Below are 20,741 nucleotides of genomic sequence, written 5' to 3' on the forward strand. Positions count from 1 at the left end.
ATAAAAAAATCGGCAAATGTGGGAGCAAATGCCGACTTTTAAAATCATTTTTTGCTTAACGCAATTTTAAAGTCATTAGACCTAAAACTACCAGCATAATTGTAATAATCCAGAAACGAATAACCACTTGTGTTTCACGCCAGCCTTTTTTCTCATAATGATGATGTAAAGGCGCCATAAGGAATACACGTTTATTGCGCATTCGTAGTGAACCAATTTGTAAGAATACAGAAATAGCTTCGATAACAAATACACCGCCCATAATTGCAAAAACAATTTCTTGACGGACCATCACTGCAATTGTACCCAACATTGCACCCAATGATAATGCCCCGACATCACCCATAAATATTTGCGCAGGATGTGCGTTATACCAAAGAAATGCCAAGCCTGCACCAATCATTGCTGCACAAATAATCACAAGTTCAGATGTGTATTTCACATAAGGAATATGCAAATACGTTGCAAAACGAATATCACCTGCTAAATATGCAAATACGCCTAGACCTGCTGCAACCAGAACAATTGGCATAATCGCCAAACCATCCAAGCCATCTGTTAAGTTCACCGCATTTGAGCCACCATTAATCACTAAGTAAGTGAAAATGATAAAACCAATGCCCAATGGAACAGAAGATAAGGGAATACTGAGATCTTTAAAAAAAGGAATAAGCAAATCTAACATATTTGCAGTATGTTCAGGATTGGGCTGTTGTATTGCAATCACATATAAAGCAATCCCTGCACCAATTGAACCCACTGAGGTCCAGAAAAATTTCTTCTTCGCAGGTAAGCCAGCGTTGTCTTTATAGCGAACTTTAATCCAGTCATCCGCCCAACCCACTGCACCAAAAATAATCATCACAGCAAGTACAATCCAGACATAGGGATTAGATAAATCTGCCCAAAGTAAGGTACTAATCCCGATTGAAAGTAGGATTAATATCCCACCCATGGTCGGTGTACCCATTTTTTTAGCATGATTTTCTGGTGCAAATGAACTTACAGCTTGCCCATATTTCAAGGCTTGTAATTTACGGATCATGACTGGACCCAAAGCCCATCCAATCGCCAATGCTGTCAAAACACTCAGCAATGCACGTAAAGATAAATACCGAACCACCTGAAAGGTATTGTTATAACCTGCCAAATGTTCAAATAACCATAACAGCATTAAAATTTCTCCATCAAATCAGCCATCAACGTTTCCATATGGGTATAACGAGAACCTTTAAACAGGAAACTCATGGACTGGGGTTGATGTGTTTCGACCAAACTCATTAAAAAAGGAAGTGCTTGGGCTTGTGTTAAAAAAGCCTGCATTTTTTTACCATATTGAGTACTACGCGCACCTTCTAACGCAGCAGGCGCAAACTCACCAACTGCAACAACAAAATGTACACCCTGAGCAACTAAATCACGCCCTAGCATATAATGTTGTTGTGCGGCTGATGCACCAAGTTCACCAATATCACCCATCACCAAGACTTTAATGCCTTGCTGTTGCGCTAATACTTCAGCTGCGGCGCGCATCGATGTTGGATTGGCATTATAAGTATCATCAATAAATAAATGATTCGCTTTGTTGATGAAATTCAATCGACCTTTGGCACCTTGTGCCGTCTCAAGTCCGATGACAATATCATTCAGTGAAATACCAATGGCGAGTGCAAAAGCTGTTGCTGCCTCAGCATTATGCACATTATGTAGACCTGCAAATGGCAACTGGATCTGAACATTACCTGTGGGTGTATTCATGATAAAGTTTGCAGACTGTGCCAATAATTCAATTTCAGTTGCAAAAACATTACCACCAACACCAAAGCTTAATGTTTTTTTAGTTTGAATGGCTTGACGTATTGCATCAACAAAATCATCTTCAGCAGGGACAATTGAAATACCTGCTGGATTAATATGTGCATAAATTTCAGATTTCGCACGGCAAATACCTTCACGCCCACCAAATTCACCTAAATGTGCAGTTCCAATATTAAGAATACCTGCAACATGTGGTTGCACTAAGTTTGAAGTGTAATCAATTTCACCTTGATGACTTGCACCAAGCTCCATGACTGCATATTGATGTTCAGCACGTAACTCAAGCAACATCATCGGCACACCTAAATCATTATTTAGATTGCCACGCGTAATGAGCGTTGGTGCCAAACGTGAAAGAATACTACCCAACATTTCTTTGGTTGTGGTTTTACCACTACTGCCTGTAAGTGCAATCACTTTTAAGTGTGGATGCTGTGCACGACGATAAGCACCTAAATACCCCAATGCCAAACGTGTATCTTTCACCACCAGCTGATGAATATTGATATCAACAGGATGGCTCACGATTGCGATTTGGCAACCATTGTCCACAACCTGTTGAATAAAATCATGTGCATCGAAACGTTCACCCTTGAGTGCTAAAAATGCATCACCAGATTCCGCATGACGGGAGTCTGTCAAAATACGCTTAATATCACCTTGTGGTGCATGATCTAAATACCAATAACCTTGAGTCGCTTCAGCGAGTTGTTCTGCTGACCATGGCTCCAAAGGCAAAGTACTGGTGGTCGAGGTGTGCATTTCTTCTTCCTACTGAGCTGGATAAGCTGAATCAGGTTGATGATGTTGCGCATCAATAGCGGATTGCACTTCAACAACATCATCAAACCAATGGCGTACACCATCAATTTCCTGATAGTTCTCATGCCCTTTTCCAGCAATGACAACAATATCACCCGATTGAGCATGCTTTACTGCATATTTAATCGCTTCACGGCGATCGTGAATTTCATGTACATCATGTTGACTAAAATCCATATCTCGCTTCATATCCGCAAAAATTTGTTCTGGATTTTCTGTCCGTGGGTTATCTGAAGTAATGATGATAGGGTTGGCTTGCTCTAAAGCAGCTTGCGTCATCAGTGGACGTTTACCACGATCACGATCACCACCACAGCCAAAGACAGCCCATAATTGATTTTCAACATGACGCTTTAAGGTTTTTAACACTTGTGTCAAAGCATCTGGTGTATGTGCATAATCCACGATAAACAGACGATCTTGATCACGAATCACTTGCATACGTCCCGGTGCACCTTGTAACTGAGGTACAGTCGCAATTAACTTAGACAATTCAAAACCTGCTTGCTCTGCAACAATTAAACTGACTACTAAATTTTCTATATTAAAATGCCCAAGCAGCGGACTGTGAATCTTGAACTCGCCTGTTATTGTTTTAAGCTGGAAGGTTGCACCATTCAAACTATATTGAATATCAAAAACTTGATAATCTGCAGTTTGACTGGTCGAATACCTGAGTACTTTTGGATGGGATGGATTAGCATTTGCTGCATCCAACATGATCTGTGCGTGTTCATCATCAATATTAATGACCGCTACTTTTAAATTTGGAAATTTAAATAAACGTGATTTTGCTTCTGCATAAGCTTCAAGCGTACCGTGATAATCCAAATGGTCACGACTTAAATTACTATATGCTGCAATTTCAATCTCACAACCGTTTAAACGACCTTGCTCCAAACCATGCGAACTTGCTTCAAGCGAAGTAAATTCAGCACCTTGCTTGGCAAAGTTATGCAGTAAATTTTGTAAATGTAATGCATCTAATGTGGTGTGTGTAGATGACTCTAGATTGGGTAAAATACCATTTCCTGTTGTCCCCATCACAGCGCAAGCGCGACCTTGTAAAGCAATCAATTCAGCCACTAAACGAGAAATCGTGGTTTTACCATTGGTTCCTGTTACAGCCAAAATACGAACAGGCACGATAGGATCTGTTGCTTGTAAATATTGCTTTTGCCACGTACCCATTAAATGACGAACGTCAGTACACACCCAATTATTCTCTAGACCTAAATCTATTTCACTGATTACAGCAAGCGCACCTTTAGATTGCGCAATTCGTGCAAATTCCACTGCTTTTTCAGGTTGAGAATAACTTGTCAGGGCAATAAAAATTTGCCCTTGCTCAACATAACGACTATCTAAACAAAATCCATAAAAAGGTTCAGTCATCCAAACTTGCAGATTTTCGACTTTATCAATGTCTTGAAAACAAATTGTCATATTTCACCTAATTATGGAGATTTTGCTGTTTCAAGCGGTTTATCTAAAGGCACATTCATTAAACGTAAAGATTCTTGCATAATTTTGGCAAATACTGGCGCAGCCACCAAACCACCGTAATATTGCCCACGAGGGTTTTCTACCACTACAATAATCGCTAAACGCGGATCACTGATCGGTGCAACACCTGCAAATAATGCACGATATTCTGTATTTGAATAACCTTTGTGGTCTGGACGTAATTTATGTGCTGTACCTGTTTTACCACCGACACGATAGCCTGCAATATTGGCTTGTTTCGCAGTACCACCTGGCATGGTCACTTGCTCAAGCATCAATAAAACTTCATCCGCGATTTTAGGCTCTAAAACTTGTTCACCTTTTGCCTGGCCATCTAATTTATATAAACTAAGAGGATTTTTCACACCGTGATTTGCCAACATGGCATAGCCCTGTGCCAACTGCAAAATGGTTGCATTTAGACCATAACCATATGCCATGGTTCCAATTTGCGCTGAATTCAGACGATCTGTTGGTGCAATCAATCCACCACTTTCACCAGGGAATTTAACAGCTGAACGTTGACCAAATCCAACACGTTTGAAAAATGCGGGCAATGTATCTTTAGGCAACGATAAGGCAATTTTTGCTGAACCCACATTCGAGGATTTAATAATCACGCCTGTCACTGTGAGCGCACCATAGTTATGGGTATCACGAATGGTATGCCGACCTAATAACATAGAACCAGGAGAGGTATTCACAATAGAGGTCGGACTATATTTACCTGTTTCCAAAGCAGCAGAGATCGTAAATGGCTTCATGGTTGAACCTGGTTCAAACATATCAATCGCACCACGGTTACGCATCGCATCTTTATTATGCAAACCATCTTTATCATTCGGATTATAAGAAGGCCAACTGCTCAGTGCCAAAATCTCACCTGTTTTCACATCAACTGCAATAGCTGATGCTGAACGTGCATTATTTGCGACACCAACAGCCGTTAATTCGCGATACATAATATATTGTAAACGTGAATCGATACTCAGCGTGATGTTTTCACCTGACTCAACTTCTTTAACCACTTCAGGTGTTTTAACCCGATTCCCATGTTTATCACGAGAAATTTTTTGCTCGCCATCTTTCCCAGCTAAACGTGCATTTAACTGCATCTCTAAGCCTTCAATCCCCATGCCTTCACTATTGGTTAAACCAATAATTTGAGCATTGGGTTGTGGCTGAGGATAGTAGCGTTTATAGGTTTTTTCAGCGTATACCCCTGCAAAATTGCGCTTCACAATCAGGTCAGACTGAGGCGGTGGTACTTCTTTTTTCAACACCAAATAACGAGAACGTGGGCGATCATTGAGCTTTTTCTTTAAATCAGCACGATCAATGCCCACAGCATCAGCTAATTCATCTAAATTTAGATTTTTATTCGGCAATTGGCGTTTTAATTTACGGCTATTTGGTTCTTTTTTCAGTGCATCTGTAACGTTATTAAACTCTTCCAAAGTCTCAAAATACTCTCTTGGATCAATCACTACCTTCATAATCGGTGTGCTAATTGCCAAAGGTACACCATGACGATCATTAATTACGCCACGCATTGCCCTAAGTTTTTCGGTTCTTAAAATATTGGCATTGGCTTTATTTTGCAGAAAATCTTTATTAATCACTTGTACATAAAATGCGCGCCCAACAAGTAAAATAAAGCACAGCAATACTGCACCCCACATTAAGTAAAAACGCCACATTTCGACAGCAACCGTAGATTTCTCTGTAATAGACTGCTGTTTTTTCTGCGGTTGTCGTGTTTGTTTGATCTGCTTATCTGCCATACAGCATGCCTTATTTCTTTTGCTCTGGTTCAGTTGGTAATGAAATGACAACCGTTTGTGCCGCTGGTGGTGAATACATTCTTAATTGCGTCACTGCACGTGTACCAATTTGTGCAGTTGCACCAAAAGTTTGTTGCTCAATTAGCAATCGCCCCCATTCAGCATTGATATCTTCACGTTCACGCATATAAGAGTTGAGATCACGAAAATCGTGACGATATGCAAAAACTTGAAGTACAACCATGAAAGCACTGACGAGAACCAGGGTCACCAATAGCCCATATACAATGACTTTTTTGACAACTAACTTATCACTCTTAGCTTCTATAATTTCTTCTTTCATTCTGCGCCTTTAGGTTCTAAGCGTTCTGCTACCCGCAACCATGCACTCCGTGAACGAGGGTTTTCTTTCACTTCTGCTTCACTGGCACGAATCCGATCAACTTTTTTTAATCGACGTGTATCTTCTCGCTCTTGGGGCATACCCCAGCCCGTATCTTCGGCTAATGTCGATTCTTTTTGGATAAATTGTTTAATAATGCGATCTTCAAGTGAATGAAAGCTTATTACTGCCAAACGCGCATTTGATTTTAGCAAATCTAAAGCTTGAGGTAAAAATGTATGTACATCCTCAAGTTCTTTATTAATTTCAATACGAATCGCTTGGAAGGTTCGTGTTGCTGCATGTTTATTTTTTTCCCATTTTGGATGGGCAACTTTCACAATTTCAGCAAGCTGAGCAGTGGTCTCAATATAACCTGCATTCTTCACCGCTTTAGCAATACGACGGCTATAGCGCTCTTCACCATATTGATAAATAATATTGGCTAAATGTTCTTCACTGACATCTACCAACCACTGTGCAGCTGTCTGTCCTTGTGAATTATCCATTCGCATATCTAAAGGGCCATCTTTCATAAAACTAAAGCCACGTTCTGCCTGATCCAGTTGCGGTGAAGACACCCCTAAATCTGCCATAATCCCATCAACTTCATAAATACCCAGTTGATTCATTTCTTGTTTTAAATCTGCAAAACTGGCATGAATAATTTTGAATCGTGAATCTTCTTGTTCTAATTCAGTTGCAACAGCTAAGGCTTGGGGATCTTTATCAAAAGCATATACACGCGCATTGGCATCTAATTTTGATAACAGTAATCGTGTGTGTCCACCACGGCCAAACGTCCCATCGATGTAAATTCCTGTATCGCGATCTGCAAGTAAAGCTTCAACAGTTTCATGTAGTAATACAGAAATATGAGACATAAGTTAGGATTCAATTCATTCAAAAAATGTAACTGCACATTATTACCTTCTTTTGTCAAAGCTCCAAACGACTTTTTGTAGGGAAATATTACTTTTTATAGAGAAAACCATTTTATATTCTCTCACACATAAAAAAGCCCCTGTAACAGAGGCTTTTTTTAAACAATTGCTATTTTGGATAAGACTTTAAATCAGAAATATATTCAAATTGAATTATCGTTTATCACTATAAATTTGATCAAACATACCACCATTCACAAAATGGGTTTGCTGTGCCTTAGGCCAACCACCAAAAACTTCATCAATCGTGAATGTTTTTAGTTCTGGAAATTGTACAGAATATTTTGCAAGCACTTTTTCATTGCGTGGACGATAGAAATGTTTTGCTGCCATTTCTTGCCCTAATGGAGAATATAGATAGTTGATATAACCTGTTGCTAACCATTTATTCCCATTCTTTTCAACAGTGCGATCAACAATGGCAACTGAAGGCTCAGTCAAAATAGACATCGATGGATAAACAATATCAAATTTATCACCCAAAGTTTTTTTGCTAATAAGTGCTTCATTTTCCCATGTTAATAACACATCACCAATGCCACGTTCTGCGAATGTTGTCATAGAAGCACGTGCCGCAGGATCCATCACTTTAACGTTATGGTACATTTTAGACACGAAATCACGGGCTTTGGCATCATTACCACCGGGTTGTTTTAATGCATAACCCCAAGCTGAAAGATAAATCCAACGCGGTAATCCACCTGTTTTTGGATTTGGCGTAATAATTTGCACGTCTGGTTTAGTTAAATCGGTCCAATCCTTAATGCCTTTTGGATTTCCTTTACGTACCATAAAAACAATTGTAGACGTATAAGGTGCCGAGTTATAAGGAAACTCTTTTTGCCAGCCCGGCTGAATTTGACCAGATTTCACAATTTCTTCAATATCATTGGCCAATGCAAGGGTAACCACATCACCTTTTAAACCATCAACAACCGCACGTGCCTGCTTACCAGAACCACCATGTGATTGTTTAAAGTTTACTTTATTGCCTGTGCGACTTAACCAATACGCACCAAAAGACTTATTAAAATCATCGTAAAATTCACGTGTAGCATCATAAGAAACATTTAAGAAGTCACGCTCTGCAGCTTGAACAGATGTTGCCGTGAAGGTCACACTTGAAAGCAGCAATACTACACTTAATAAGCCTTTAAATTTATTTTTCATTTCAGCACAAATCAATGATCTTTAATTATGATAAATATATGAAATATGTTCATAAATCGCAATTAAAAATATTTTGCGAATAAAACAGAAAAATAAAGATAAGTAATTGTTTTTAAAAGTTAAAGACTTAGTGAGTTACTTATTACACTTTTATACCTTTTTATGCACCACTTATAAAGAAATAGAATAATGAATTACTCTATTTCTTCATTTATCGAATTAAGTTCTTTCTTACTTTTCCGATGAAATCTGATCATAAATCGCACCATTAACAAAATGTGTTTTTTGCGCTTTTGCCCAACCACCAAACACATCATCAATAGTAAATAGCTTTATTTTGGGAAATTTTGATGCATATTTTGCGGCAACTTGAGTATTACGAGGACGAAAGTTATATTTTGCTGCCAACTCTTGACCTTGTGGCGAGTATAAATAGTTCAGATAACCTTTAGCTAAATTACGATTACCATCCTTATCTACAGTTTTATCTACAATAGCAACCGAAGGTTCTGCGAGAATAGATATAGAAGGATAGATAATTTCATATTTATCTTTTCCTAAACCTTGTGTTGCCAATAACGCTTCATTTTCCCAAGACAATAAAACATCACCAATGCCACGTTCAGCAAATGTTGTCAGAGAACCTCGTGCACCTGAGTCGAGCACTTTGACATTCTTATACAGCTTTTTCACCAACTCGCGTGCTTTCACATCATTGCCATTGGGTTGCTTTAAAGCATAACCCCAAGCAGATAAATAAATCCAACGTGGTGCTCCCCCCGTTTTAGGATTTGGTGTAATAATTTCAACACCTGTTTTTGTTAAATCATTCCAATCTTTAATATTTTTAGGGTTTCCTTTACGCACTAAAAAAACAATTGTTGATGTATAAGGTGCTGAATTATTGGGAAACTCTTTTTGCCAACCTTTTTCAATTAAACCGACATTGGCAATTTCATCAATATCATTTGCCAAAGCCAAAGTCACCACATCTGCTTGTAAACCATCTACAACTGCGCGTGCCTGCTTGCCAGAACCACCATGTGATTGCTTAAAATCAACCTCTTGACCTGTTCTTTTTTTCCAGTATGTTGCGAAATTTTGATTATATTCTTGATAAAACTCACGTGTCGGATCATAAGAAACATTTAAAAATTCTTTTGCAGCATAACTGCTTGTATTTCCCAGCCCCACTAAACCCAACAAGCTTACAAAAATGATTTTTTTCATTGTCTTTCACTATTTTTAAGATTTGTAAGCACTATATTTTTATTTTTCAATTTGAACAATCATCTGGTTATATCAATAAATTCAACAATAATTCTTTTTTTAGATATCTTAAAACTTGCTTTCTTTAGTTAAATAAATGAGAATAAATCTCATTGTTAATCATGTATCTTTTTAGCAAACTCTTCACTGTGTCTACACAGTTAGCTGATATAAGAACAACATCTTCAATATGATGAATCTGCACCAATGAAAGGTGCTTTTATTCCTTGATTATGTAAATAAATGTGACATATTTGTGGTTTTTTTTATTATTTATAGTTAATATATAGCCAAAGGTGAAAAATCCTAAGCTATAAGAACAACGATGAACATGGGGGATGTTTTAATGGATACACAATTTTATAAAGTACTTGGTTTCAGTTTATTCTTATCTGTGGTTGCTCAAACAACACAAGCCGCTGCTATTAAAGATACACAAAAACCGATCATTTCAGCTGTCGTTACAGATAAACAAACAGCAATGGAAAAAGCTTTAACTCAAAAATCATCAATCAAAGATAAACGTGGCGATTACACACTTGTCAGTAATGATGATCAGCTTAAAGTTTTAACTTCAATTAAAACAGCACCCGCACAGAATTTTTTAGCTGAACAACATCAACGGTTTTCACGTTTTGTTCAAGCCTTATTCCAACCACATACCTCTTAATTAATAATAAAAATTCTTTTCCCCAAGAGAATTAAAAAGCCCAATTGTTTAATGGTGAATTAACCCTTAAGCAATTGGGCTTTTTCGTTATAATAGATTTAATCTACATTCTGAATAATATTTGATTATGACAGTCCGTACTCGTATTGCTCCTTCTCCTACAGGTTTTCCACACGTAGGTACTGCGTATATTGCACTCTTCAACTTATGCTTTGCCAAACAGCATGGTGGAGAATTTATTCTTCGTATTGAAGATACTGATCAATTACGCTCAACCCCTGAATCTGAAAAAATGATTTTAGATTCTTTACGTTGGTTAGGTCTAAATTGGTCTGAAGGACCTGATATTGGTGGTCCACATGCACCATATCGCCAATCAGAACGTATGGATATTTATAAAAATTATGCTTTAGAATTGGTTGAAAAAGGTCATGCATTCTATTGTTTCGCGACAACAGAAGAACTTGACCAAATGCGTGTAGAACAGCAAGCACGTGGTGAATCTCCACGTTATGATGGTCGTGGTTTAAAGCTTTCACAAGAAGAAGTTGAACGTCGCTTAGCTACAGGTGAAGCACACGTTATTCGTATGAAAGTACCTGAAGAAGGTATTTGCCAATTTAATGATATGTTACGTGGCGAAGTCGAAATTCCTTGGGCTCAAGTTGACATGCAAATTTTGCTGAAAACAGATGGCTTACCAACCTACCATTTAGCCAATGTGGTCGATGACCACTTAATGCAAATCACGCATGTGATTCGTGGTGAAGAATGGATTCCTTCTGCACCTAAACACCAATTATTGTATCAATACTTTGGTTGGGAAATGCCTGTACTGTGCCACATGCCATTGTTGCGTAATCCAGACAAATCTAAATTATCAAAACGTAAAAATCCAACATCAATTAATTACTATAAAGATATTGGCGTATTACCTGAAGCTTTGTTGAATTATTTAGGTCGTATGGGTTGGTCAATGCCAGATGAAAGTGAAAAATTTACTTTGTCTGAAATGATTGAACATTTTGATATTAAACGTGTCTCATTGGGTGGTCCAATTTTTGATGTTGAAAAATTGAATTGGCTGAATGGTCAGTGGATTAAAGCACTTTCTCCTTCACAGCTTCTTGATACTTTGTTGGCTTGGAAAGCAGACCGTAAAACTTTAGAAGATATTGCGGCAGCCATTCAACCTCGAATTAACTTACTTTCAGAAGCGGTAAACTGGGCTGGTTTTTACTTCAACCAATTCCCACAACTTTCAAAAGAACAGTTTGAAAGTAAAAAACTCAGTGAAGAGCAAGTTCGTCAAAGTCTGCAATTTGCAATTTGGCGTTTAGAAAGTTTATTCACTTGGAATAATGATACTGTAAGCCAAACGCTGATGGATCTTGCAACGCAAATGGAAGTGAAGTTACGTGACTTTATGCCAACATTCTTTATTGCCATTGCAGGTTCAACAAGTTCAACACCTGTCATGCAATCGATGGTGACCATTGGTCCTGATTTAACATTTGCTCGTTTACGTCATGCGCTTGAAATTGTGGGTGGTCCGAGCAAAAAAGAAGCGAAAGTTTGGGAAAAACTCAATGAAAGCTTAAAACTGCCGAAAAATGATGCAGTTGATGAAGCTTAATTAAATTTCTTATTGACGTGTGAGTGGAATATCCCTAATATGGCGCTCACACAAGCTGAGACGATTTAATCAAATCAGTTGGTAAATTTTTAATTTACTGGTGTGTTGCCTCGATATTGTCCCTATCGTCTAGAGGCCTAGGACATCGCCCTTTCACGGCGGTAACCGGGGTTCGAATCCCCGTAGGGACGCCAAATTCTAAAAAGCCACTGACACATTCAGTGGCTTTTTTATTGCTTTAAATTTAAGATTTCGATTATAAATTTAAATTTTAAGCACAATTTTAAATTTCCAGCACATTACGATAGAATTAAATTAAAAAGATCTGTGGAGTTGTCATGCAATACCAATGCCCTAAATGCCAAAGTCGTAAAATTTTACCTGTAGCAAGTAGCAATGCTCCTGCTGTACGCCCAGTTGTGCCAAAAAGTCTGGTTTTTTTAATCCCTGCTATTTTCATTTTATTATTATTGGTGATTATTAGTATTGCGATGTGGATCTTTGGCAATGGCGCAGGTCAAACGCTACAAATTGCAACCGTGGTTATTTTTCTAGTGTGTTTAATTGCAGGTGTTTTCTTTTGGCGTGATCTTCCAGATTTCAAAATTTCAATGCAATCCTTTATGAATGCAAATAAAAACTGGAAATGTCGCGACTGTAACCATGAGTGGCATACACAATAATAGTGGTCGGTCTTAAATAAATATTTTACATACCATATTTTAAATAAGTGTGATTGCCCTGTAAATATGAGCAATCACACTTTTTATTTTACCTCTAAATAACTTTAATGCTCATGTGCCTCGTGATCGTGATCGTGATCGTGATCGTGATCGTGATCTGAATGTACATGCTCTTTCGATTGATGCGTATGTGCCATGCATGCATCATCTTCTATTTGTAAGGTGATTTCTGTAATCGCATGCTCATGTTGAAGCATTTCCATTGCTTGTTGATACAGTTGATTCCGATCAGCAGATGGTGCAAGTAAATGCACAGTCAAATGCACATTTTTGGAAGTAATTGCCCAAACCTTAAGTTGATGAATATCCTCCACACCATCCAGTGCCAATAAATCATCACGCAATTTTTCAATATCGATTTCTTCTGGCACACCTTCCAATAAAATATTAATACTTTGCTTCAGCAATACCCACGTTCTTGGTAATACCCAAAATCCAATCAATACAGCAATGATGGTATCCACCCACATCCAACCTGTGAAATAAATAACCGCTGCACCAATAATCACACCGACAGAACCTACAGCATCGCTGAGGACTTCAAGATAAGCACCTTTTACATTCAAACTATCTTGTGAGCTTGAAAAAAGGATTTTCATTGAAATAAGATTAATGACCAAACCAATACTTGCAACGATCATCATCCCCATGCTTTGAATTTCAGGTGGATGACTAAACCGTTGGTAAGCTTCATATAAAATATAAATTGCGACAACAAACAACATCATCGCATTAAATAAGGCTGCTAGAATTTCAAAGCGCTGATAACCAAAATTGCGCTTGTTATCCGCAGGTAATTTACCAATTTTAATCGCAACCAAAGCAATGGCCAAAGCAGCTGCATCGGTAAACATGTGTGCCGCATCAGAAAGTAATGCCAAACTTTGCGTCATAAAGCCTGCGATTACTTCAATAATTAAAAACGTACTTGTCAGTGCCAATGCAAAAGTCAGTTTCTTTGCATTGCCTTCAGTGACAACTGCATGACTATGGTCATGCCCATGATGCTCACTCATCGGTCACCTCTAATTTCATGTCCATTTCCATCAGCTCTCCTGATTAATTAGTACTTTATTAATTTACTCAACAAATGATAATGATATTTATTATCGTTTATAATATTTTATCTATATACTACAACACGTTTAAATATTTCACTTTTTAAAATCAGCCTGCATCTATCAGGGACACTGCCAATGAAAAAATATCTTTCTCTTGCACTTATGTTTTGTGCTTATAGCCATGCACATGAACCTTATGTCGCTCCTTTAAGCTATGTCACTACCAATACACAAATTCCTGTGATCAGTGGTTATGCAGAAGAAGCTTTGAATTCAGAACATGCACTCAAACAGCTTAATTTCACAGTCATTCAACCTGATAACAGCCAGCTGACCATTCAATCTATAGATACTGCTCAATCTGCCTCTATTTTTAATTTACCGCTTAAAGACAAAGGAACCTATCGTATTTTTGCAAAAACATCATTCCCACTCAAATATGTTCAGCATAATAAAGAATGGAAAATGCTGTTTGATGTACCTGCGGATAAAGCCGAACCCATCAATGAACGTGAATATGTAGTTCCTTCTGATTTTAAAAAAGTACCTATACCTGTAGAGATTACCCGTGAATGGTCTCTTCAAAGCTATGTTTCCAAAAATGAAACTTCAGCTGTTAATACGATTACAGAATCACCTATTCAGGTTGCATTCAAAACCCATCCCAATAATATTCATGCATCAGAACCTGTTGAAATTTCGATCACCCAATCAGGTCAGCCATTAAAGCAAGCTGAAGTTTTGATTCGGGCACAAGGCACCACAGATAAGCAAGCTCAACATGTTCAAGTCAAACAAGATGGTACAGCAACTTTAAGCTTTCCTCATTCAGGACAATACCTGATTGAAGTGAGTGAAACTGTGAATAAAACAGCCAAGCCACGCAATCAGTATTACACCATCATCAGCTTAGGCATTTTGCCCACTACCACAAAATAAAATTCTCTGTGTAAGTTTAAAGCCTGTGAATTCATTGATTCACAGGCTTTAGCGTTAAACTTTTATTTTAGCTTCATTCATCCAACGATAAACCATCGGCAATAAAACCAAGGTTAATAATGTCGAAGAAATAATGCCACCGATCACTACTGTTGCTAATGGTCGTTGTACTTCTGCGCCTGTACCTGTTGCCAAAGCCATTGGAATAAAACCCAGTGATGCCACACATGCTGTCATCAACACAGGTCTTAAACGCAAAATTGCGCCCTGCCAAGTCGCATGATAAACATCAAGTGTTTGCCGTAACTCTTTAATAAAGGTCAGCATCACCAAACCGTTTAATACAGCGACACCTGACAATGCAATAAAACCAACACCTGCCGACATAGATAATGGAATATCACGTAACCACAGTGCAATTAGTCCACCACATAAAGCAAAAGGCACACCACTAAACACCAATAAGCTTTCCTTAAAGTTATGAAAAACAGCCATCAATAAAATAAAAATCGTGATCAGTGCCAAAGGTACAACCAACTGCATCCGTGTTTTTGCCGAAGCCAAATTTTCAAATTGACCACCATAGTCAAGCCAATAACCTGCAGGCAATGTCTGCTTGGCCAAGGTTGTTTGCAACTCTGTCACAAATGAGCCTAAATCACGTCCTTCAACGTTGGCAGTGATCACGACACGGCGTTTACCATCCTCACGACTCACTTGGTTCACACCCAATATATTTTCAACTTTAGCAACATCCTGAAGTTGAATTAGTCCCCCATTCGGCAGTTGTATTGGCAAGCTTGCTAAATGTTGTTCTGTTCGTTGAGTATCATCCAGACGAATCACAAAATCAAAACGACGATCACCTTGTAAAATTTGCCCAACATTTTGCCCACCTACACTACTCGCAACTAAATCCTGAATTGATTTCACAGATAAACCATACTGTGCAGCCAAAGCTTTATTCACTTCAACATTTAACAGTGGTAAACCATTGGTCTGCTCTACATTGACGGCTGTAGCACCTGAAATCGTCTTGATCTGTTGAGCAATTCGTTGGGCTTCACGGTTCAACACTTCCATATCATCGCCAAAGATTTTCACTCCAACATCACTACGTACACCTGAAATCAGCTCATTAAAACGTAATTCAATGGGTTGAGAAAACTCACTATTATTGCCAGGTAACGTTGCCAAAAAGCTGATCATGCGCTGACGCAGTTCATCAATACTTTCTTTTGGATTTTCCCACTGATCTTTGGCTTTTAATAGAATCACCGCATCCGAAATATTCGGTGGCATTACATCCGTTGCCACTTCGGCGGTACCTGTTCGTGCAAAAATGGCTTTAATTTCAGGAAACTCTTTCAGCAATAATTTTTCAGTATTTTCCTGCATCCTTAAAGATTGCTCTAATCCCGTACTCGGTGAACGCATTTGCTGTACTGCAAAATCTCCCTCGCTGAGTTGTGGTGCAAATTCACTGCCAATCTGTGTGGCTAATACGGCCGTTAAAAATAGAATGCCGCCCGCTATTGTTAGAACGACCGCTTTAAATGAATAAGCGATGTTTAAAATGGCTTCATATTTACGCTTCAACCAAAGCATCCAACGGCTTTCTGTTTCTTTGACTTCACCCTGAACAAATAAAGCAACTGCTGCAGGAACAAAGGTAACCGATAAAATCATTGCACCGACCAGTGCCAGTACCACTGTCATTGCCATCGGATGAAATAACTTTGCTTCTACACCCGATAATGCAAAAATAGGCAGGTAAACCACGAGGATAATCAGTTGACCGAAAATTAAAGGACGACGTGCCTGTTTTGCTGCAAGAAAAACTTCTTTAAAACGCTCAGATTTAGTCAGCAAGCGACCTTTTGCATGCTGGGCTTCTGCCAAACGCCGAATACAGTTTTCTACAATAACCACTGCACCATCAACGATAATGCCGAAATCGAGCGCCCCCAAACTCATTAAGTTGGCACTGATTTTTTGCTCTGCCATTCCTGCTAATGTGAATAACATAGACAGTGGGATAACGCAGGCAGTAATTAAGGCTGCTCGTAAATTCCCTAAAAACAAAAGCAGAATAATGATGACCAGAATTGCCCCTTCAATCAGGTTTTTCTGTACCGTCTTAATCGCCTTTTCAACCAAGCTTGTACGGTCATACACCGTTTCAATCACAACACCTTTGGGTAAAGATTGCTGAATGGTTTTAATTTTGGCATCTACTGCTTTCGCCACAGTTCGACTGTTTTCACCCATCATCATCATGGCAATGCCTAATACGGTTTCTTCTCCGTTATAGGTTGCCCCTCCTGTGCGTAAATCATGCCCAATCGATACGGTGGCAACATCTGCAACACGTATTGGAAAACCACTTTTATTGGCGAGGCTGATATTCTGGATATCTTCAATACTATTCAACGTTCCAGGTACACGAACCGTCAGTTGCTGACCATTTTCTTCAATAAAACCCGCACCACGGTTATCATTATTTTCAGTTAAAGCTTGTTGCAAATCACTCAAGGGAATTTGTAGTTGCTGTAAGCGTTTTAAGTCAGGTGCAACCACATAGGTTTTGTTATAACCCCCAATACTGTTAATTTCTGCCACACCTTGCACACGTTGCAATTGCGGACGCACAATCCAGTCCTGAATTTCACGTAAATCCATGGCAGTATAAGCTGTACCATCTGCTTTTTTCGCATTCGATTCTGCTTTAATCACCCATTGATAAATTTCACCTAAACCTGTTGAAACAGGTGACATGGTCGGTACAATTTGCGTCGGCAATTCAGCTTGAGCTTCTTGCAAACGCTGATTAATCTGCTGTCTTGCCCAATAAATATCAGTGCCATCTTTAAAAATAATGGTCACTTGCGACAAACCATAACGTGAAATAGAACGGGTTTGCTCTAAATCAGGCATTCCAGCCATTGCTGTTTCAATAGGATACGTAATCCGTTGTTCGACTTCCAAAGCTGTAAAACCGTTGGCTTGGCTATTAATTTGCACTTGGGTATTGGTGATGTCAGGTACAGCATCAATAGGAAGTTTTTGATAACTCCATATTCCGACACCCATCCACGTCACAATAAACAACATGACCCAAATTGCATTTTGAATAGAGAACTGAATAATCCGATCAAATAAACCTTCAGGTGGAGGTAATTGTTGATCTGATGGAGAATCTGACTGTTGATCTAATTGTCGTTGTGGAGATAACTCAGCAGATAATTTATCTTTTGAAGAAGGATCTAAATCATTAATGCTCATGACTTGCTTCTCCTTTCTCCAATTCAGATTTCAATAAAAAGCTACCTTGCGCAACATATTGCTGTGCTTGCTTTAAACCTGATTGAACTTCAACCCATTGACCATCACCTGAAACTTGCCCAATAACAATAGGCTGAGCTTTAAATTCAATTTTTTGATCATGTTCAGTTGCAACAAACACAACATCCTGACCTTCAATTTTTTGTACGGCACTTTTTAAAATACGTAATGCCTGCGTTGAACTATTTTGCTTCAACTGCACATTCACCATTAAATTGGGACGTAATTCAGAAGCATTGGAAAGTACTTTGGCACGTACTTGTAAACGACCTGTTTGCGCATCTGCCTCACTGTTTAAACTTTGAATTTGCGCTTTAAAAGTATTTCCTGTTTGTAGTGATTTAAATTCAATTTGTTGATTGGGCGCAATCGAAGCAAAATTTGCATTCGGTACAATAAATTCAAGCCAAAGCTGATCTAATTGATCAATAATAAATAATTGATCTGCAAGCTGAACATTCTCACCCACGACTAAATCTTTTTTACTAATTATTCCCGAAATCGGGGCTTTCAGTATAAAACGTCCATTCGATCCTGCACTTGCACCAAAAGCAGAAAGTCGTGACTTGTTTGCCTGTACCTGAATTTGTGCTTGTTGATAGGCATTATAAGCACGCTGATAATCCTGTTTTGCAGAAATACCTTGTGACCACAATTGACGTTCACGCTCATAATCTTGTCGAGCCAAATTCAAATTGGATTGTACAATGTGTAAATTAGATTGCTGATCCACCAAATCAGGAACCAATAGCGTCGCAAGTATTTGCCCTTTTTGTACCTGCTGACCCAATTCCACATTCACCGATTCCACATGACCTGCGAAACTTGGTGAAACATGCGCTTGTCGATCTGTGTTAACCACTAACTTTGCAGGATAAGCTGAGACTTGAAGCACTTCACCCAACTCTGCTTTAGCCAGTTGAATCCCCTGCTCAGTCATTTGCTTGGCTGTTAATGCAATTGCCTGACTCTGCTCCAAAGTTTGATCATGCGAACCCTCAGCCTCTTGATGTTTCGCTCCATCAGCTTGATGCTCCTGATCAGTATCTGTATGTGCATGCTCGCCTGATTCCTCATGACTACCATGTTCATCTGTTTCAGGCTTCGACTTATTTTGACCGAAAAAATAAATCGCAACAGCAAGCAGTGCTGTAATAATCAGAACGAGGAGGATGAGTAATTTTTGTGAAATCTGACCACTTTGATTTTTGAAGGTTTTTTGTAGATTTAACATCTTAATTTCTCCCACCGATCACAGGTAAAGCCTGTGTGTCCTGCCATAAATTTTGATTCATTTGCGCAATCGCATCTTTCGCCATCACAGCACTCGGTTGGATACCCAAACTTAAACTTTCAGCTTCAATGGCACGCTGCCATGCGTCTTTAAGTAACTGCACTTTACGCATACGCACATCCTGCAATTGCAATGTGGCTTGTTGCACATCTGTCACAGCAAATTTTCCGGCACTAAAACCCATTAAAGTTTTGCGCTGTACCTGTGTTGCGAGGGGGATTTGGGTCTGATTAACTGCTTTAAATTGGGCTTCTAAACCTTGCAATTCCGTTAATAGTGTTCCGACTTGTAATGCATTTTGCTTTAAATAGAATTCCTGCTGTTTGAGCAATAAATCTTGCTTGGCTTGTGCAATCTGAACGCCATATTGCTGATGGTTAAAAATATTCAAAGGAATAGATACACCAATCACCCATTCATTTTCAGTAGATACTTCAGGTGACTTGGTTCGGTTGACACCGACATTTAAAGTCGGATTGGGTTTTGACTGCGCTTGCAGATATTTCACATTCGCTTTTGCTTCGATAAGTTGCAATTGACGAGATTTTTCATATAGATTTTCAGCGAGATAATGCTCTACTTGCTGAAAGGTAGACTTTGGCCAGAGTAAGCTTGGGGATAATGCAATGTTGACACTTTTATCTCGTTGCCCCCATACATTAGACAATTGCTGAGTTGCGACTTGTAGCTGTAAATCTGCCTGATGATATAAACGTTGATTTTCAGATTGGCTCAGCTTTGCCCGATCGACATCAACCTGAGCCACACTACCCGCCTGATAACGCTTTTCTATAGCGATTAAATTGTCCTGACTGACCTGCAATTGTTCATGAACAACATCCCGCTCCAATTCAAAAATGGCCAATTGTGACCACAAATATTTCACTACCAATTGAAGCTGAGCCTGATAAATTTTTTGTTTTAAATCGACCTGTGATTTTGCAATTTCAGCCAAATTTTGTTGCGCTTTACGCTCACCAAAAATATCCAAAGGCTGAGATATGCCAATGGAAAGCTCTTGATCTTGATCCGAAGCAAAACCAGATTGCTGTATGGATAAGTTTGGATTTATCCACAGCTTCGATTGTTTTATGTTCGCTTCAGAAATCTGTTGTTGGCTTTGCCAAATCCCCTGAGAAGCCTGATAAGTTTCTGTGCGACGAATCGCTTCGTCCAAAGTTAAGTTTTGGACTTGCTCAGCTTGTAGATAAGTGAAGGGATTGAATAACACAGCACATAATGCTGTCCACAAAACTCTACGCTTCGTTTGCTGTAAAAACAGTAACCTTGAATATTCCACCCTATTGGAATGTTGATCGATACTTTCTTTTTGAATAAATTTTGACATGATTATGCCC

At 38.8% G+C, this 20,741-nt stretch carries 16 protein-coding genes and 1 tRNA gene; 5 read left to right on the forward strand and 12 right to left on the reverse strand.

Annotated elements, in window-relative coordinates:
* Nucleotides 1-55: 55 nt before the first annotated feature.
* The 8 genes from mraY to B9T35_RS03410 all read right to left on the reverse strand — a co-directional run bounded on the left by mraY (nt 56) and on the right by B9T35_RS03410 (nt 9,656).
* Entirely contained in the window at nt 56-1,174 is a 1,119-nt protein-coding gene (gene mraY / locus B9T35_RS03375) for a phospho-N-acetylmuramoyl-pentapeptide-transferase (protein ID WP_086189719.1), read from the reverse strand.
* Complete coding sequence (locus B9T35_RS03380) at nt 1,174-2,580, reverse strand: UDP-N-acetylmuramoyl-tripeptide--D-alanyl-D-alanine ligase (RefSeq protein ID WP_086189720.1); 1,407 nt, start codon at nt 2,578-2,580, stop codon at nt 1,174-1,176. The genes mraY and B9T35_RS03380 overlap by 1 nt, the downstream gene beginning before the upstream one ends.
* A 9-nt stretch (nt 2,581-2,589) precedes the next feature.
* Nucleotides 2,590-4,086, reverse strand: a complete 1,497-nt coding sequence (locus B9T35_RS03385) for a UDP-N-acetylmuramoyl-L-alanyl-D-glutamate--2,6-diaminopimelate ligase (RefSeq protein WP_086189721.1) — start codon at nt 4,084-4,086, stop codon at nt 2,590-2,592.
* A gap of 11 nt (nt 4,087-4,097) precedes the next feature.
* Nucleotides 4,098-5,930, reverse strand: coding sequence for a penicillin-binding protein PBP3 (ftsI, locus tag B9T35_RS03390; protein WP_086189722.1), 1,833 nt, complete (start codon nt 5,928-5,930; stop codon nt 4,098-4,100).
* 10 nt (nt 5,931-5,940) lie between these two features.
* Nucleotides 5,941-6,273 (reverse strand): cell division protein FtsL, encoded by a 333-nt coding sequence (ftsL, locus tag B9T35_RS03395; RefSeq protein WP_086189723.1) that lies wholly within the window; start codon nt 6,271-6,273, stop codon nt 5,941-5,943.
* The gene (rsmH, locus tag B9T35_RS03400; protein ID WP_086189724.1) at nt 6,270-7,196 is read right to left on the reverse strand and encodes a 16S rRNA (cytosine(1402)-N(4))-methyltransferase RsmH; all 927 of its coding nucleotides are present in this window, start codon (nt 7,194-7,196) and stop codon (nt 6,270-6,272) included. Before rsmH ends, ftsL begins: the two co-directional genes overlap by 4 nt.
* 213 nt (nt 7,197-7,409) lie before the next feature.
* Entirely contained in the window at nt 7,410-8,426 is a 1,017-nt protein-coding gene (locus tag B9T35_RS03405; protein WP_086189725.1) for a sulfate ABC transporter substrate-binding protein, read from the reverse strand.
* Between the two features lie 231 nt (nt 8,427-8,657).
* A complete protein-coding gene (locus B9T35_RS03410; protein ID WP_086189726.1) occupies nt 8,658-9,656 on the reverse strand; it encodes a sulfate ABC transporter substrate-binding protein in 999 nt (332 codons plus the stop codon).
* 385 nt (nt 9,657-10,041) lie between these two features.
* Here B9T35_RS03410 and B9T35_RS03415 point away from each other — a divergent pair, with 385 nt between their 5' ends.
* From B9T35_RS03415 to B9T35_RS03430, 4 genes are all read left to right on the forward strand, one after another.
* Nucleotides 10,042-10,365, forward strand: coding sequence for a hypothetical protein (locus B9T35_RS03415; RefSeq protein ID WP_086189727.1), 324 nt, complete (start codon nt 10,042-10,044; stop codon nt 10,363-10,365).
* A 127-nt stretch (nt 10,366-10,492) separates the two neighbouring features.
* Entirely contained in the window at nt 10,493-12,001 is a 1,509-nt protein-coding gene (gltX, locus tag B9T35_RS03420; RefSeq protein WP_086189728.1) for a glutamate--tRNA ligase, read from the forward strand.
* 118 nt (nt 12,002-12,119) lie between these two features.
* A tRNA-Glu gene (locus tag B9T35_RS03425) sits at nt 12,120-12,195 on the forward strand.
* Nucleotides 12,196-12,339: 144 nt separating this feature from the next.
* A complete protein-coding gene (locus B9T35_RS03430) occupies nt 12,340-12,684 on the forward strand; it encodes a hypothetical protein (RefSeq protein WP_086189729.1) in 345 nt (114 codons plus the stop codon).
* A 104-nt stretch (nt 12,685-12,788) separates the two neighbouring features.
* Here the strand turns inward: B9T35_RS03430 and B9T35_RS03435 are convergent, their stop codons facing one another.
* On the reverse strand, nt 12,789-13,760 hold the full coding sequence (locus tag B9T35_RS03435; protein WP_086189730.1) for a cation diffusion facilitator family transporter: 972 nt from the start codon (nt 13,758-13,760) through the stop codon (nt 12,789-12,791).
* Between the two features lie 180 nt (nt 13,761-13,940).
* Here B9T35_RS03435 and B9T35_RS03440 point away from each other — a divergent pair, with 180 nt between their 5' ends.
* Nucleotides 13,941-14,744, forward strand: a complete 804-nt coding sequence (locus tag B9T35_RS03440) for a DUF4198 domain-containing protein (protein WP_086189731.1) — start codon at nt 13,941-13,943, stop codon at nt 14,742-14,744.
* 54 nt (nt 14,745-14,798) lie between these two features.
* Here the strand turns inward: B9T35_RS03440 and B9T35_RS03445 are convergent, their stop codons facing one another.
* Genes B9T35_RS03445 through B9T35_RS03455 form a run of 3 tightly spaced genes read right to left on the reverse strand, consistent with a single transcriptional unit; the run spans nt 14,799 to nt 20,731 of the window.
* Nucleotides 14,799-18,029 (reverse strand): efflux RND transporter permease subunit, encoded by a 3,231-nt coding sequence (locus B9T35_RS03445; protein WP_086189732.1) that lies wholly within the window; start codon nt 18,027-18,029, stop codon nt 14,799-14,801.
* Nucleotides 18,019-19,323, reverse strand: a complete 1,305-nt coding sequence (locus tag B9T35_RS03450; protein ID WP_086189733.1) for an efflux RND transporter periplasmic adaptor subunit — start codon at nt 19,321-19,323, stop codon at nt 18,019-18,021. Before B9T35_RS03450 ends, B9T35_RS03445 begins: the two co-directional genes overlap by 11 nt.
* 1 nt (nt 19,324) lies before the next feature.
* A complete protein-coding gene (locus tag B9T35_RS03455; protein WP_086189734.1) occupies nt 19,325-20,731 on the reverse strand; it encodes a TolC family protein in 1,407 nt (468 codons plus the stop codon).
* Nucleotides 20,732-20,741: the final 10 nt, after the last annotated feature.

It is taken from the genome of Acinetobacter sp. ANC 3832 (assembly GCF_002135415.1).
In the GTDB taxonomy this organism is placed as follows: domain Bacteria; phylum Pseudomonadota; class Gammaproteobacteria; order Pseudomonadales; family Moraxellaceae; genus Acinetobacter.